Origin of the sequence: Arthrobacter sp. S41, from assembly GCF_004320535.1 — a bacterium.
In the GTDB taxonomy this organism is placed as follows: domain Bacteria; phylum Actinomycetota; class Actinomycetes; order Actinomycetales; family Micrococcaceae; genus Glutamicibacter.
Genome location: NZ_SIHY01000001.1, coordinates 267,903 through 282,347, shown reverse-complemented (window position 1 = coordinate 282,347; position 14,445 = coordinate 267,903). Strand labels below are relative to the sequence as shown.

Annotated in this window: 11 protein-coding genes and 3 tRNA genes; 8 read left to right on the top strand and 6 right to left on the bottom strand. The window is 53.5% G+C overall.

The genetic code is table 11. The annotated features are described in order from the left end of the window. Positions 1 to 26 precede the first annotated feature (26 nt). The 3 genes from EYR88_RS01390 to EYR88_RS01380 form a co-directional block, all read right to left on the bottom strand. Positions 27 to 99 (bottom strand) — tRNA-Lys (locus EYR88_RS01390). A 326-nt stretch (positions 100 to 425) separates the two neighbouring features. Further along, positions 426 to 501 (bottom strand) — tRNA-Lys (locus EYR88_RS01385). A gap of 47 nt (positions 502 to 548) precedes the next feature. Next, positions 549 to 624, bottom strand: a tRNA-Lys gene (locus EYR88_RS01380). Between the two features lie 172 nt (positions 625 to 796). Between EYR88_RS01380 and EYR88_RS01375 the strand changes: the two genes are divergently transcribed. The 3 genes from EYR88_RS01375 (at position 797) to EYR88_RS01365 (ending at position 5,291) form a co-directional block, all read left to right on the top strand. Next, positions 797 to 1,729 (top strand): 2-hydroxyacid dehydrogenase, encoded by a 933-nt coding sequence (locus tag EYR88_RS01375; RefSeq protein WP_131087958.1) that lies wholly within the window; start codon positions 797 to 799, stop codon positions 1,727 to 1,729. A gap of 148 nt (positions 1,730 to 1,877) precedes the next feature. After that, the gene (locus tag EYR88_RS01370; RefSeq protein WP_131087957.1) at positions 1,878 to 3,722 is read left to right on the top strand and encodes an ABC transporter substrate-binding protein; all 1,845 of its coding nucleotides are present in this window, start codon (positions 1,878 to 1,880) and stop codon (positions 3,720 to 3,722) included. Between the two features lie 78 nt (positions 3,723 to 3,800). Beyond that, positions 3,801 to 5,291, top strand: a complete 1,491-nt coding sequence (locus tag EYR88_RS01365) for a malate:quinone oxidoreductase (RefSeq protein ID WP_207306452.1) — start codon at positions 3,801 to 3,803, stop codon at positions 5,289 to 5,291. Positions 5,292 to 5,431: 140 nt separating this feature from the next. Here EYR88_RS01365 and EYR88_RS01360 read toward each other — a convergent pair whose 3' ends face one another. Next, on the bottom strand, positions 5,432 to 6,268 hold the full coding sequence (locus tag EYR88_RS01360) for an Ltp family lipoprotein (RefSeq protein ID WP_131087956.1): 837 nt from the start codon (positions 6,266 to 6,268) through the stop codon (positions 5,432 to 5,434). A gap of 688 nt (positions 6,269 to 6,956) precedes the next feature. On the opposite strand from EYR88_RS01360, the gene mgrA reads away from it, so the two are divergent. From mgrA to EYR88_RS01335, 5 genes are all read left to right on the top strand, one after another. Beyond that, positions 6,957 to 7,988, top strand: coding sequence for an L-glyceraldehyde 3-phosphate reductase (gene mgrA, locus EYR88_RS01355; RefSeq protein WP_131087955.1), 1,032 nt, complete (start codon positions 6,957 to 6,959; stop codon positions 7,986 to 7,988). A gap of 188 nt (positions 7,989 to 8,176) precedes the next feature. After that, on the top strand, positions 8,177 to 11,533 hold the full coding sequence (locus tag EYR88_RS01350) for an efflux RND transporter permease subunit (RefSeq protein ID WP_131087954.1): 3,357 nt from the start codon (positions 8,177 to 8,179) through the stop codon (positions 11,531 to 11,533). 170 nt (positions 11,534 to 11,703) lie between these two features. Beyond that, a complete protein-coding gene (locus tag EYR88_RS01345) occupies positions 11,704 to 12,147 on the top strand; it encodes a MarR family transcriptional regulator (protein ID WP_242632426.1) in 444 nt (147 codons plus the stop codon). Positions 12,148 to 12,191: 44 nt separating this feature from the next. Beyond that, a complete protein-coding gene (locus EYR88_RS01340; RefSeq protein ID WP_131087953.1) occupies positions 12,192 to 12,611 on the top strand; it encodes an organic hydroperoxide resistance protein in 420 nt (139 codons plus the stop codon). After that, on the top strand, positions 12,604 to 13,026 hold the full coding sequence (locus EYR88_RS01335) for a DoxX family membrane protein (RefSeq protein WP_131087952.1): 423 nt from the start codon (positions 12,604 to 12,606) through the stop codon (positions 13,024 to 13,026). The genes EYR88_RS01340 and EYR88_RS01335 overlap by 8 nt, the downstream gene beginning before the upstream one ends. Positions 13,027 to 13,127: 101 nt before the next feature. Here EYR88_RS01335 and EYR88_RS01330 read toward each other — a convergent pair whose 3' ends face one another. Together EYR88_RS01330 and EYR88_RS01325 are read right to left on the bottom strand one after the other, a co-directional pair. Then, a complete protein-coding gene (locus tag EYR88_RS01330; protein WP_131087951.1) occupies positions 13,128 to 13,742 on the bottom strand; it encodes a DUF305 domain-containing protein in 615 nt (204 codons plus the stop codon). Positions 13,743 to 13,837: 95 nt separating this feature from the next. Further along, the gene (locus tag EYR88_RS01325; protein ID WP_131087950.1) at positions 13,838 to 14,224 is read right to left on the bottom strand and encodes a DUF6153 family protein; all 387 of its coding nucleotides are present in this window, start codon (positions 14,222 to 14,224) and stop codon (positions 13,838 to 13,840) included. Positions 14,225 to 14,445: the final 221 nt, after the last annotated feature.

The following is a 14,445-nucleotide window of genomic DNA, read 5'->3' as shown; positions in this document are numbered from 1 at the left end:
CCTGATGAATCAGATCGGATTTACTGTGCGCCCCTCGGGACTTGAACCCGAAACCTAATGATTAAGAGTCATTTGCTCTACCAATTGAGCTAGAGGCGCATATCGCTCTGACTAGTTCTTTTGAAGAAGTTGTCTTTGCAACGTAGATAATCATAAGCAGTAACCGACCAAAAAACAAAACCCGGTCAATCTGCCGCTAATGAGCGCGTAGCTACTAGTCAACCCCTGATTTACGATAGGCCAACTGAGCACCAAGTAACTCACGCCACACCATATTGTCTATGCAGCGCCTCACATTACCTTCCGTGCCTTGTGGTTGCCACGTAGAACACGGGCCTACAGGCAGAAGGAACGCAATTTGAATTTAGGTCCCGAGAATCCGGGAAAACAAAAATAGGCCAGACCGAAGTCTGACCTATTTTCTTTGGTGCGCCCCTCGGGACTTGAACCCGAAACCTAATGATTAAGAGTCATTTGCTCTGCCAATTGAGCTAGAGGCGCGTTTTATTCTTTTGTGAACATATTGCTCATCGAAACGATCAATATGTTGGTGCGCCCCTCGGGACTTGAACCCGAAACCTAATGATTAAGAGTCATTTGCTCTGCCAATTGAGCTAGAGGCGCCCGCTGCGATGTTCTAGAAGCTTTTGGGCTCCGCGCTTTCGCAACGAGATAAAACTTTACCAGCTTTATCCCCCAGCGCAAATTCGATACCCACCGCGGACCGGTGACCTTCATTACAGGATATGACTAGGCGTTACTTCCATAGGATCGCTTCGGTTTGTACAGTGAATCCATGAGTGGACAACAAACAATTTCTTTCCCTTCCCAAGATTTGATTGATGCGGTGGGCTCATTCCCCGAGAATCTCAAACCAGTGCTGTGGGATCTGGTCAACGACCCGCAGACTCCCCTAGACGAGATTGAAATTGCGGTCATGCCTTATATGGCTAACCCAGCGGCCCTGAACAACATCCGCAAGGCACCTAACTTGAAGATTGTTCAGACCCAGACCACCGGCTTTGACGGCTTAGTGGATCTGATTGGAGACCGGGCAAACATCAACACAGCAGCCGGAGTCCACGCAGCATCAACTGCAGAGATGGCCATCGGTCTGGCTATTGCGTCCCTGCGTGGATTCCCGCAGGCAGTTCGAGACCAGCAGGACGGCCGCTGGAACCCGCAGCAGTGGCCTGGTCTGGCTGATCGAACCGTAGGACTGGTAGGTGTTGGCGGAATCGGTGAAGAAATTCGCAAGCGTCTGGAACCTTTTGAGGTAAACCTGCTGCGCTTTGGTTCAACAGCTCGTGCAGATGAGCACGGCGAAATCCTTTCCACCAACGAACTTTCCCAGCACGCTGCAGATATAGAAGTACTAATCTTGATTGTGCCGCTCACCGATTCCACCCATCATCTTGTTGACGCTGAGCTCTTGGCGCAGCTGCCCGACGGCGCAACGATCGTGAATGTTGCTCGCGGACCGGTGGTTGATACCGATGCTTTGGTTAAAGAAGTCGCCTCTGGACGCCTCAACGTTGCCTCGGATGTGTTCGACCCGGAGCCACTGCCTAAAGATCACCCCTTGTGGCAGCATCCCAACGCGCTGATCATTCCCCACAACGGCGGAAATACTGCAGCCTTCTTCCCGCGTATGGTCAAGCTCCTCAAGCGACAGCTAGTTCAATGGTCCGAGGGAGATCTTGGCGAGAATGTTGTGCACCGCAGCTAACAATTAGGTGACACTTATCCGCCCCGGGAGTTTTAGCCCCGGGGCTATAGCGATGGTGCGCTATCTTTGATAAATACCGTTAGTCCACCATTGTTATTGGTGCGTGCGGCATAGAACGTTGCTTGCTAAAGGAAGATGAGCCATCCCAGTGCCCGATTTGCCACTAAGTCTCGTATCTCGACGCGCAATGCTGACCGGTACTTTGGCGACAACCGCTCTGGCATTGGCCGCCTGCACTGGAAAATCTGGCACTCAAGCCGATCCGTCTTCCAATGCTTCTGCCTCAAGCACCCCGATTCCCCGGACCCTACGCCTGTCCGCCTCGGCTCCGCCGATCAAGTTAGATCCAGCCGTGGTTGCCGACAATGAGTCGTTCCGCGTCACTCGTCAGGTGTACGAGACGCTCGTTAATATTGATCTGGATACCGGTGGCGCAATTCCAGGACTGGCAGAGTCTTGGAGTGAAAGTACAGACGGACTAACCTACGTCTTCAAATTGCGTGAAGGTGTGCTCTTTCACGACGGCACCGAGCTGATTGCAGCCGGCGTTATTGCCAACTTCAAACGTTGGGAATCCCTGTCCAGCTCCCAAACCGCCTCGTCGACGCAGGGTTTCTTTGACGTTTTCCACTACGACTGTGACATTCCCAAGCTCCCTAAGGCCGACGATCTTGAGCCGGAGGTCAAGGACGGCGAATCCGCTTCGGCAGAACAACTGGCCACACAGCAAGAACGTGTTCAACAGCTAACGGAGCTGCAAAAGCAATTCACCACCAACCTCTTTACTGGTAAGTCAAAGGGTGGGAGCGCAAGCTACTTCAGGTCGGTGGAAGCCACCGACAAATACGAAGTCACTCTACGTTTGCGCCGCCGCCTGCCAGATCTTATTGAGGCATTCACTCTTCCAGGAATGGCCATTGCTGCACCTAGCGGCCTGACCGGTGGACCAGAAGATAACCCTGCCGAATCTTTGGCTACCGCACCGGTCGGCACCGGTCCCTATAAGTTTGTTTCTTTGGACAAGGTTGTTGTTCGTCTCGAGATCTTTGCTGACTACTGGAATCAGAAGCGGCTCACAGACAATAAGCAACACCCAGAAGTAGTTCTCATTTCTTCCATACCTTCCCCGTATAACCGGGAGGGCGCCTTGCTGGCCGAAGAAGTTGATGGATTCGATATGGTCTCCGTTGACACCATGCGCACCTTGGTACGCAATGCAAAGGTAGTTGTTCAGCGTGACCCATTCTCCGTGCTGTACCTCGGCATGGATCAGCGCAACAAGTGGCTAGCAAAGCCTGAGTTCCGCAAGGCCATTGCCCATGCAACTAACAGGACTTCACTGGCTGACAAACTATTCATTCAGGGATCAAAGTACGCGGCCACCATTTTGCCGCCAGCGCTGAACATTCCCAGTCCAGAAAATACGCCGAGTCATGATGAGTCCAAGGCCAAGGCACTTCTGGATGAGATCAACTACAAGGGAGAAGAAATTGAGTTTGCCTACCCACTACGGGTATCGCGCAACTATCTCCCACTTCCTGAACGTACCTTTGCTCAGATCTCAGAGGACCTAGCCAAGGTAGGCATTCGTATCAAGCCTCGTCCTATCGCGTGGACCGATGGCTATGTGAAAACCGTGCAATCAAGTGAATTTAACGGGCTACACCTACTCGGGTTCTCCGGAGGCTACCGCTCAGCAGATGACTTCTTCTCCGGAATATTGGCAAATAAAGCTAATGAGTTCGGATACAAGTCAGCGTTACTTGACTCACAAATCTTGCTTGCTCGTTCCATTCCTTCGGGAGAAGAACGCACTAATGCCTACGCAAGCATTCTGAAGACATTGGATGAGGATCTACCGTTGTTGCCACTGGTCTTCCCAATCTCAGCCTTGGCATTCAACGGAAACGTCACCTTCTATCCCCCATCGCCGATGCTCAACGAATGCTACGCCGATGTGCAGATGACTAATTCACCAGCCCTAAAGAGTTAATCAGCATTAACCCAGTTAACGATTTCTAACCCAAGGGTGGTTAGGTCTACTCTGGGATAGAGCAAAGTATCACTGTCGATGGAGATCCTCGTGCCTTCTGAAACGTCAACCGAATCTTTTGACGTAGTACTAATCGGTGCCGGCATCATGAGTGCCACTCTTGGCACCATGATCAACCAGCTGGAACCAACCTGGTCTATTGGTCTCTTTGAGAACCTAGACAAGGCGGGGTTGGAGTCATCCTCCCCTTGGAACAACGCTGGTACCGGCCACTCGGCCCTGTGCGAGTTGAACTACACCGCAGCTTCTGCTGACGGTTCGGTTGATCCAGCCAAGGCTATTGGCATCAACGAACAGTTCCAGATGTCCCGCCAGTTCTTCTCCTGGGCCGTGGACAACAAGCGCGTTGCTGACAACAGCTTCATCAACCCGCTTCCTCATATGTCGTTTGTTATCGGCGAGGACCACTCCAAGTACCTGCAGACCCGTTACGAGGCACTGAAGCCCAACGCTCTGTTTGAGGAACTGGAAATCACCAACGACCTAGACACCATCAATCAGTGGACTCCACTCGTTGCTCAGGGTCGCGACGCTTCGCAGAAGGTTGCAGCTTCACGCGTAACCTCGGGTACCGACGTTGACTTCGGTCGCCTCACCGCAGATTTGACCAACTCGCTGAGCGCCGCTGGTGCTTCGGTGAACTACGGTCACAAGGTTCAGAACCTCAAGCGCTCCGGTGCTGGTTGGGAACTGACCGTCAAGGACAAGGCCTCCGGCACAGTAAAGAACGTCAAGGCAAAGTTCGTCTTTGTTGGCGCAGGTGGCGGCGCACTGCCACTGCTGCAGAAGTCAGGCATTGATGAAATCAAGGGCTTCGGTGGCTTCCCAGTCTCCGGTCAGTTCTTGCGTTGCACCGATGAGACCATCGTGAACCAGCACAATGCTAAGGTTTACGGCCAGGCTTCGGTTGGCGCTCCTCCAATGTCGGTTCCACACTTGGACACCCGCTTTGTTGATGGCAAGCGCTCGCTGATGTTCGGCCCTTACGCTGGATTCTCGATGAACTTCTTGAAGTCCACCAGCCAGCTTGATCTTCCACTGTCGCTGCGCCCACACAACCTCATTCCGATGTTGGCTGTTGGCAAGGACAACCTAGATCTGACTACTTACCTGATCAAGGAAGTTCTCAAGTCCCGCGCTAAGAAGGACGAGGCGCTGACCGAGTACTTCCCTGGTGCCGATGGTTCCAAGTGGGAATTGATCACCGCCGGTCAGCGTGTACAGGTCATCAAGAAGGATGCCAAGAAGGGCGGTGTACTTCAGTTCGGAACCGAGGTCATCACTTCTTCGGACGGCTCCATTTCCGGTCTGCTCGGCGCTTCGCCTGGTGCTTCGACCGCAACCCCAATCATGGTTGGCCTGCTCTCGCGCTGCTTCCCTAAGCAGTTCGCCGGCTGGGAGTCGAAGCTCAATGACATGATTCCTTCTTACGGTCAGAAGCTGAATGAAAACCCAGCGCTCTACGCTGAGGTTAAGGCTGCTACCGATAAGGCTCTGGGACTAATCTAGTTCTACGTTCAAAGGTCCGTCCACCAATTGGTGGACGGACCTTTTTACGTTAACCACACCATGAGCAACTAGACACCAGCAACAAAGCTCGAGACTTGCCTCTCAGCCATCACAAAAATGATAGTCACTCAGCATCGTAGCTACAGACCCGTTGTGCTTACCCCATATGCCGCCTGCTTCTGGGTGAAGCCTTCAAATTCCAGCTGTTTGACCAGCCCTGACTTTGAGAATGACGTATATTCCAAGTAACTGGCAGCTTTCAACGCGGCCTGTTCGTTCCAATCAACAGTGACGCGTTCAACCGCCCAAGCAGCTTCGGATTTTGAAAAACCCTCAAATTCAAGCTGTCCAGCGAGACCAGTCTTTGAAAAAGCGGTATATTCCAAATAATCAGCAGCTTTATTCAGCGCATTTTGCTGGCTAAGTGTCCCAGCTTCTTCTTCCGCTTCCGCCGAAGCTTCCGCTTCCTCCTTAGCCTTGGCGCTAGCTTCAGCTTTCTTTTCTTCCTCAGCCTTTGCTTTTTCTTCCGCCGCGGCCTTTTCTTTCTCTTCGGCAGCGGCCGCTGAACTTGCCGCAGCTTTTTCTTCCTTGGCCTGTTCCTCCGCCGCTTCTTTAGAGCTTTCGTCAGCTTCAGAAAAAGCAGAGGCACTTGCCAACGGTTCCTCGGCCAGCGCGATATTCGAGGCGCTTGCAGCAACATTGGCGCTTGGACTTGCAACTACCGGGTCACCACCCCCGTCTTCGCCCCCATCACTAAGCGCAGCGATGACAACAATGGCAACGATTCCCCCTAGAACGCCGAGGCCAATTTTCTTTCCTCGCCCAAGGCGCTTCTTGGCGGAAGACACAGGCAACCCAAGCGGCGAGGAATCAAGTGAAGCGCTATTTGTTGCTCCCCAATCCGGCACTACAGACATGAACAGGAACGGGTTCTGCGAATACTCGATCGGCGGTTCAGCAGCAGCTCCGGTATTCATGTCAACCCACAGAGGCCATCCGGCTGGCGGAGCGCCCCAAGAAGGCTCTGGGGTCCATTGGACACCAGGGACAAAATCGTGCGGAAGGTAAGGCCGCCAGGCTGGCGGTGGATTAAAACGAGTGGACAACTTGTCCTCCTAGGAACTGATTTGAGAGTGAACTTGATGGCCCCAATCAATCCCCACCAAGTAGCCCCAAGCGTACGTCCAGCTTCCGACATTTTAGAGAAATTCAGACAAATAAGTTTACGGCTCTAATTGTTACTGAACAGAAACTTCATTAGAACGTTGACGTAAAGCAGGCATAATACTTTTCCTAGAAATCTTGCAACCACCAGAAAGTACCAAATTTTCATAAAAGCGACTCTTTGGGCTGAAGCTATTCATTCCCTAACCACGGCACGGTATAGATCTAGATACCAAGAATCGTCAGGTAACTCATTCGGTACCGAAAAGACTCGACCTGGCGGTCTGCCAACCCGAAACGCTCGTCTATGACCGACATTGGAAGCCTCCCTCATTCCATAGAACTTCTTGCTCCGAACAATTTAATTCCACACGGGCCACACCAAGAACCACAGATCACAATTCCTGTATCCTCAAAAAGGTTGTCTACTTCACACTAACTGTTTTTAGTCTCAAAATTTCCTGCGCCGGCCAACCCCGCGCGGAATGCTGAAAGGTACCAATGACCTATACCGCAGCGGGAAACCGTTACGACTCCATGCCCTACCGCCGCGTTGGACGTAGCGGTCTGAAGCTTCCCGTTATTTCGTTGGGACTGTGGCATAACTTTGGCGATGACAAACGCTTTGACGAGCAGGGCGCAATCCTGCGCCGTGCCTTTGATCTAGGTGTCACACACTTTGATCTGGCCAATAACTACGGTCCACCGGATGGTACCGCTGAAAAGAACTTCGGTCGCCACCTGGCCCAAGACTTCAAGCCTTACCGCGACGAATTGGTCATCTCTTCCAAGGCCGGTCACCGCATGTGGCCTGGCCCCTACGGTGATGGCGGCTCCCGCAAGTATTTGCTGTCCAGCCTTGACCAGTCCCTCGAACGCATGGGCCTAGACTACGTAGATATTTTCTACAGCCACCGCCCAGATCCTGAGACACCTATGGAAGAAACCATGGGCGCACTGGATCAAGCAGTCCGTTCAGGCAAGGCACTGTACGCAGGTATCTCCTCGTACTCCCCTGCCCAGACACTGGAGGCAGCACGAATCCTCAAGGAACTTGGCACTCCACTACTCATTCATCAGCCAAGCTACTCAATGTTTAACCGCTGGACCGAAGCAGAGAACCCTAACGTCTTCCAAGCCTTGGAGCAGGTAGGTGCTGGGTCTATTGCCTTCTCGCCATTGGCCCAGGGTTTGCTGACCAACCGGTACCTGAATGGAATCCCGGAAAACTCGCGCGCCACCAAGGGACGATTCCTCTCCGAGTCGGCAATCACCGACGAGATCCTGGACCGTATCCGCGGGCTCAACGATATTGCTGCCAAGCGCGGGCAGTCGTTGGCCCAGATGGCTATCGCGTGGTTGCTGCGCGACCAGCCACTTGGCACGCCAGTGACCTCCGCCTTGGTTGGTGCATCGAGCGTGAAGCAGTTGGAAGACTCGTTGGCTGCGGTCAATAATCTTGAGTTCTCCACCGAAGAATTGGAAATAATCGACAAATTTGCGGCCGTTTCTGGTGGCAACGTCCGTGCCTAACCCGCGCACTTGAAGAACTTACAAACCCCTTGCGGACAACAGTCCGCGAGGGGTTTGTTTGTGCCACTACTCCTCACGGATGATCTTTACCGTTTTAACTCTTTAGTGGACAGTTGCGCATGCACAACAAACTAGAATTGGTTCCAAGCACTTCATCCGTACTGCGACCTAGCTAGGACTACACCCGCATGCAACGCTTGGCCACCTTGTCATTGAAGAACCGAGCGCTCATTGCGCTAATTACGGTCTTCGCCGCCATCTTTGGTGTGATCTCCATGGGATCACTAAAACAGGAACTAATCCCCTCCATGGAGTTCCCGCAGATCTCCGTCATGGCTACCCAAACAGGTTCAAGTCCTGATGTCATCGATGAGCAGGTTGCCGCTCCGCTTGAAACGGCGTTGCAGGCTGTTGAGGGTCTTGAATCTTCCAGCGCTACCTCGCAGGCCGGATTCACCCGCATTGCGTTAACCTTTGCGTACGGCACCGATATGGATCGTGCCCGTTCTCAAGTAGACCGCGCGATCTCTAACGCCAAGTCCCAATTACCTGATGACGTTGAGCCAACAGCGCTGGCCGGCTCCATCGCAGATCTTCCGGTACTGATGCTTGCTGTCTCCTCGGATGAGTCCTTGGAGTCGCTCAATGACGACGTTAAGCGAATTGCACTTCCCAAGCTACAGAAGATTGACGGAGTCCGTGAAGCCTCAGTTTCTGGTGGTGCGACCCAGCACATTGCGGTGAAACCGAAAAACGCTGAGATGTCCCGTGCCGGGCTGACCGTCTCCGATTTGAAGGACGGCATCGAGAACGCCGGCTCACCAATTCCGGTGGGCAATATGAACGTGGACGGTCTCCAGTTGCCCGTTATTGCCGGCTCAACCCCGGATAATTTGGATGCTATCAAGAACATCCCGATCGTTACGGATAATGGACCAGCCCTGCTCAAGGACGTTGCAGATGTTTCGGTCAAGGCCGATGAAGCAACCAGCATCACCCGCACCAACGGTGCAGAAACTCTTTCCATCTCGGTGACCAAAACCCCAGATGGCGATACCGTTGCCATCTCCCACGCGGTTGCTGACATGGTTGAGGACCTTCAGTCCGAGCTGGGCCACAAGGCCACTATGACCACGATCTTTGATCAGGCACCATTTATTGAAGACTCGATCAGCCACTTGGCTATCGAAGGTGCGCTGGGCCTTGGTTTTGCGGTCATCATTATCTTGATCTTCCTGTTCTCAGTGCGTTCCACCTTGGTCACCGCAATCTCGATTCCACTGTCGCTGATGATGACCTTCATTGGAATGAACGTCTTTGGCTACACCCTGAACATGCTCACCTTGGGCGCACTGACCATCTCCATTGGCCGTGTGGTTGATGACTCGATTGTGGTCATTGAAAACATCAAACGACACCTTGCCTTTGGTGAATCCAAGGCTCAGTCCATCTTGCTAGCGGTCAAGGAAGTTGCCGGTGCTATCACGGCTGCAACGCTGACCACGGTGGCAGTCTTCCTACCTATCGCAATGGTTGGCGGTATGGCTGGTGAACTGTTCAGCCCGTTCGCGCTAACCATGACCATCGCACTGCTCGCTTCACTTCTGGTCTCTTTGACTATCGTTCCGGTTTTGGCCTACTGGTTCTTACCGCACCGTCCAGGGACCACCAAGGCGCACACGGTTCACGTTGCTGAAGATAAGTCGTGGATGCAGCGGGCTTATCAGCCAGTGCTGAAATCTACCCAGAAGCACCCGGTCATCACCTTGTTGGCCTCAGTGCTGATCTTGGCTGGCACCGTAGCCATGACCCCGTTGCTGAACACCAACCTGCTGGGTTCTACCGGCGAAAACTCCATCACGGTCAAGGCCACTATGCCTTCGGGTACCGCGTTGAATACAACCACTAATGAAGCCAAGAAGATTGAGTCTAAGCTTGGCGACATTGATGGTGTAGAAGACGTTCAGATGACCGTCGGTACCGCCAGCGGCATGGCGGCCATGTTTGCTTCCGGTTCAGACACCGCAAGCTTTACCGTCATTACCGATAAGGACGCAGATCAGGAAAAGCTGACCGATACGATCCACGAGCAAGTTGATTCCCTTGATCTGTCCAAGGACATGACCGTCACCTACGGTTCCAATTCTTCGGCTATGACCTCAAGTGACGTCACCGTGGAGATCAAAGCTCCTAATGAAGACAGCTTGCGGGAAGCCACAGCGACTATGCGTGAGGCGCTTGAGGACACCGCGTATGTCTCCGGTATTACCGACAACCTCTCGGCTGAACGTGAGCAGGTATCCATCGACATCGATGCAGATAAGGCCGCAGCAGCGGGTCTGACCGAATCCCAGCTGGCCGGAATGGTCGCTGGCCAGGTCTCCCCTGTTCCAGCCGGCAAGCTTCGCCTTGATTACACCGACCTGACGGTACAGATTGGTGAGGGGCTCAAGCTCGATAGCGTACAGAAGCTCCGCGACCTGCAGATCCCTACTGCAACTGGTCCGAAGAAGCTGCAGGATCTGGCCAAGGTTGATCGCACCAAGGTAGTCCAGCAGGTCACCACCTCTAACGGTGAGCGCATCGCTACGGTGACGCTGACCCCGGATGAAAACATGCTGGGTAAGGTTTCCAAGGAAGTCACGACCAAGCTTGATTCGGTCGATCTTCCAGAAGGTGCCAGCGCAGAAATTGGTGGCGCTGCCACCGAGCAGGCAGACTCGTTCAACCAGCTCTACCTCGCATTGCTGGCTGCTGTAGCCATCGTTTACGTCATCATGGTGGCCACCTTTAAGTCATTGATTCAGCCACTGGTGCTTCTGGTATCCATTCCATTTGCTGCCACCGGCGCCGTCGGTCTACTGCTGATCTCGGGCATCCCGCTGGGTCTGCCGTCGCTGATTGGTATGTTGATGCTGGTGGGCATTGTGGTCACTAACGCGATTGTGCTGATCGACTTGATCAACCAATATCGTCAGCCTTCCGCTGAGCGTGCGGCCATGAGCCTAGAAGACGCCATCACCCATGGTGCGCGTCAACGTTTGCGTCCGATTCTGATGACCGCATTGGCCACCATTTTTGCGCTGATTCCAATGGGTCTTGGACTGACCGGACAGTCAGGCTTCATCTCACAGCCTCTGGCTGTCGTGGTGATCGGTGGCCTGGTGACCTCTACCTTGCTGACCTTGATCCTGGTCCCCGTACTCTACCGATTGGTTGAGTCCCGTAAGGAAAAGCGTGCGGCACGTCGTGCCAATCGCAAGCACTCCTCACAACAACAGACCGATTCCGCTGATCTTGCTCTGGCGATGAATTCGGCCACCGCAAAGATCACTGCCCCGGCCAGTGAGTCGACGGTTCAAGGCGAGAAGCCTGAAAAGTCAGAAACCGACCTAACTGACAAAGTCGAAAGTAAGACTTCTAAGGCTCCTGTCTCGAATGATCCAGTGGTTCATCCCATGACCGGCCAGATCCCGAGCACACGTCGCGAACGACGGACGATTGAAGAGATGATCAATAAGTCCCCTAAGGCTTCTGAAGATTAATCTCGGCCTCGACTAGGCGGCGGACCAGACACCAAACTAACGGTGTCTGGTCCGCCGTTTTTCATCTTCAGAGTCTCCGCCAATTGCTCAGCGTGGACATCATGACCGCGTGAAGCACTTCACCACAAATTTAAGTTGCGCACAATCTAATTACGTGCAATGATTAATGCATGGCGATAGTTGATGAAATGGTTTGTTTCTCCCTGTACTCGGCAACCCGAGCTACCACCAGGGCCTACACCGAGCTGCTAGCTCCGTGGAAACTGACCTACACCCAGTACCTGGTCCTAGTGATCCTCTGGAATGAAGGATCGCAGCCGGTACGAGAAATCGGTGAGATGCTCCAGCTGGATTCCGGAACGCTCTCCCCGCTGTTACGCCGACTGGAAAGCAAAGAATTCATCAAGCGTCAACGCAGCGAGACAGACACTCGCGTAGTCAACGTTCTACTCACCGAGCAGGGCAACAATCTACGCAATGAACTAGCGCATATCCCAGAACAAATCGCTTGCGGCACGGGCCTACCCGACATCGCCAGCGCCAAAGCTTTGGTGAACTCATTGCATCGGCTTACCGAATCAATGCAAGAGATCCCAACTATGGACAGCAAATAATTTACTGCCCACCAGCACGTATTCCCCCTAAGAAAGGCAGAACCATGGAAACCTTGTACACCGCAGAAGCATTGTCCACCGGCCAGGGCCGCGAAGGTCGCGCACAGACCCCGGATGGCCGTCTTGATCTGGTTTTGACTGCCCCTAAGGAATTGGGTGGAACCGGAATTGGCACCAACCCAGAGCAGCTCTTTGCTGCCGGCTACTCGGCTTGCTTCCACTCCGCACTAAACACCGTGGCTCGTGCACGCAAGATCAAGGTTGAGGACTCCAGCGTTGGTGGCCGAGTGAACCTGCACCGCGATGGCGATGCCTACAAGCTGTCGGTAGAGCTGGAAGTTATCATCCCCGGAATGGATCACGACGCTGCTCAGGAACTTGCTGATGCAGCTCACGCCGTGTGCCCATACTCGAACGCCACCCGTGGCAACATCGACGTGACCGTCACCGTTTCTGATGACTAATCAACTCAGCAAGCCAAGGCATACAGCACGTCTGGTGCTCGGCGCATTCCTGACCTACGCGGGCGTTAGCCACCTGAGCTTTGGACGCCAAGAATTCCAGGCGCAAGTTCCACAGAGCCTTCCGTTGGATCCTGACTTAGTGGTTATATTGTCCGGCGTGGCAGAAGTGGGTCTAGGTCTATCGCTACTGACCCTGCTCAAGAAGCGTGTTCACGTCGGTTGGATAGTGGCACTGTTTTTTGTCGCAGTATTCCCCGGCAATATCGCACAGCTACTGGATCACCGCGATGCCTTCGGTTTAGATACCGATGGCAAGCGATTGGCTCGGCTGTTCTTCCAGCCGGCGCTGGTTGCACTGGCACTCTGGGGAACCGGAGCTTGGCGTGACCGCGATCAGTTGCGTTCAAAGAGCTGAATACCTCATAAGTTCAACTAAACGGTGAGTGCCATGCGGCACTCACCGTTTAGTTTTATCTAATGCTCACTGCCCCAAAGGCAAGCAGCACAGCGTCGAGGTTAGAGTCCGCTAAGCAGCTCTTTCATCTCTTGAATTTCACGATTTTGATCTTCAATGATGTTTTTTGAAAGCTTGATCGCTTCAGCATCTGACCCTTGATCCACTTCAGTCTTGGCCATGTCGACCGCGCCTTCGTGATGCGTAATCATCTGCTGCAGAAAGAGCCTTGCAGCGCTAGTTCCTTCGGCCTTTTTCAGGGCCGCAATGTCTTCATCTGAAATCATGCCGTCACCGTGGTTCATTTGACCGTGATCCATGCCTTGAGGCATTTTCCAATCGGCTAGCCAACTGTTCATGAGTTCAATTTCCGGGCCCTGAGCCGACTTGATCTTTTCGGCCAGCTCCCGAACCTCTTGTGGAATATCTTCCTTGCTCAGCAGGTCCTCGGACATGTCCAGAGCTTGTTGATGGTGGGCCTTCATTCCGCTGGCGAAACTCATATCCGCCGAATTGGCGGCACCCGATTCCGTGGCTGGCGCCGAGGAAGCGTGATGTCCGCTGTCGTGAACCGAGGAACTTGGTTCGGCCACCTGCCCGGATTCGGCTGCGCAAGCGGTGAATGCAAACAGGGTGCTTAGCGCCAGGGCGCTGAAATATAGATTTTTGTCCTTCAAGAAAAACTCCTACGGTGGGTGAAAGATGTCGTGTGCCGGCTTAGCCTTGGCACAAAAGAGCGAAACGGCAGGTCAAGATAGCGCCTGCCAATATTTCACGTTCGACAAATCCCCAACGCGGTCAAATCTGGCCTCGTCGCCCATACTCGTGAGGTGGCATTCACTGGTCGATAGACACTTTCCACCACAGCGGAAATACCTAGAACCCTCGGAGGGCGCACAAGTAGCAATAGCGCCAGCAAGGCGAGAACGCAGCCTACTGCTGCCAAGTCATGGTCCATCGGACAGTCAGCACAACCGTGCGATCTTTCTGGAACGCTCTTGGCATCGGCAGAGGCGCGAGCCCCATGATGGGCAACTATCTGTTCATGGCTCGTTGCTGGAACTGGCTGAGGTTGTGTGGCCGGTGCCAGCAGCACATGCATGGAAAGCAGGCCGATAAAAACTGAACCAACGAGCAACGCCATGCGTACTAAGGTCATCGGAGGAATCCTCCGCTGACCGAGGCGCACAACGCTACTAGATTGATTCATCTTCACTACGATAACCAATCATCACCGGTGTCGCGAAACCCGGCGAGATTGATCACTACTCATGGTCAGCACCCGTCACCGAGCCCCATCCAGCATCGCTGTGCACGATGCCTTGTTTAGCTGGTACCGCTTCTTGCGCCATCGGAACTGACGGCGAGTTTTCTAAGCCT

Coding starts and splice junctions, on each gene's coding strand:
- EYR88_RS01345 (WP_242632426.1), top strand. CDS start 11,704: ATGGCGATAGTTGATGAAATGGTTTGTTTCTCCCTGTACTCGGCAACC.
- EYR88_RS01350 (WP_131087954.1), top strand. CDS start 8,177: ATGCAACGCTTGGCCACCTTGTCATTGAAGAACCGAGCGCTCATTGCG.
- EYR88_RS01325 (WP_131087950.1), bottom strand. CDS start 14,224: ATGACCTTAGTACGCATGGCGTTGCTCGTTGGTTCAGTTTTTATCGGC.
- EYR88_RS01340 (WP_131087953.1), top strand. CDS start 12,192: ATGGAAACCTTGTACACCGCAGAAGCATTGTCCACCGGCCAGGGCCGC.
- EYR88_RS01365 (WP_207306452.1), top strand. CDS start 3,801: ATGGAGATCCTCGTGCCTTCTGAAACGTCAACCGAATCTTTTGACGTA.
- mgrA (WP_131087955.1), top strand. CDS start 6,957: ATGACCTATACCGCAGCGGGAAACCGTTACGACTCCATGCCCTACCGC.
- EYR88_RS01375 (WP_131087958.1), top strand. CDS start 797: ATGAGTGGACAACAAACAATTTCTTTCCCTTCCCAAGATTTGATTGAT.
- EYR88_RS01360 (WP_131087956.1), bottom strand. CDS start 6,268: ATGAATACCGGAGCTGCTGCTGAACCGCCGATCGAGTATTCGCAGAAC.
- EYR88_RS01335 (WP_131087952.1), top strand. CDS start 12,604: ATGACTAATCAACTCAGCAAGCCAAGGCATACAGCACGTCTGGTGCTC.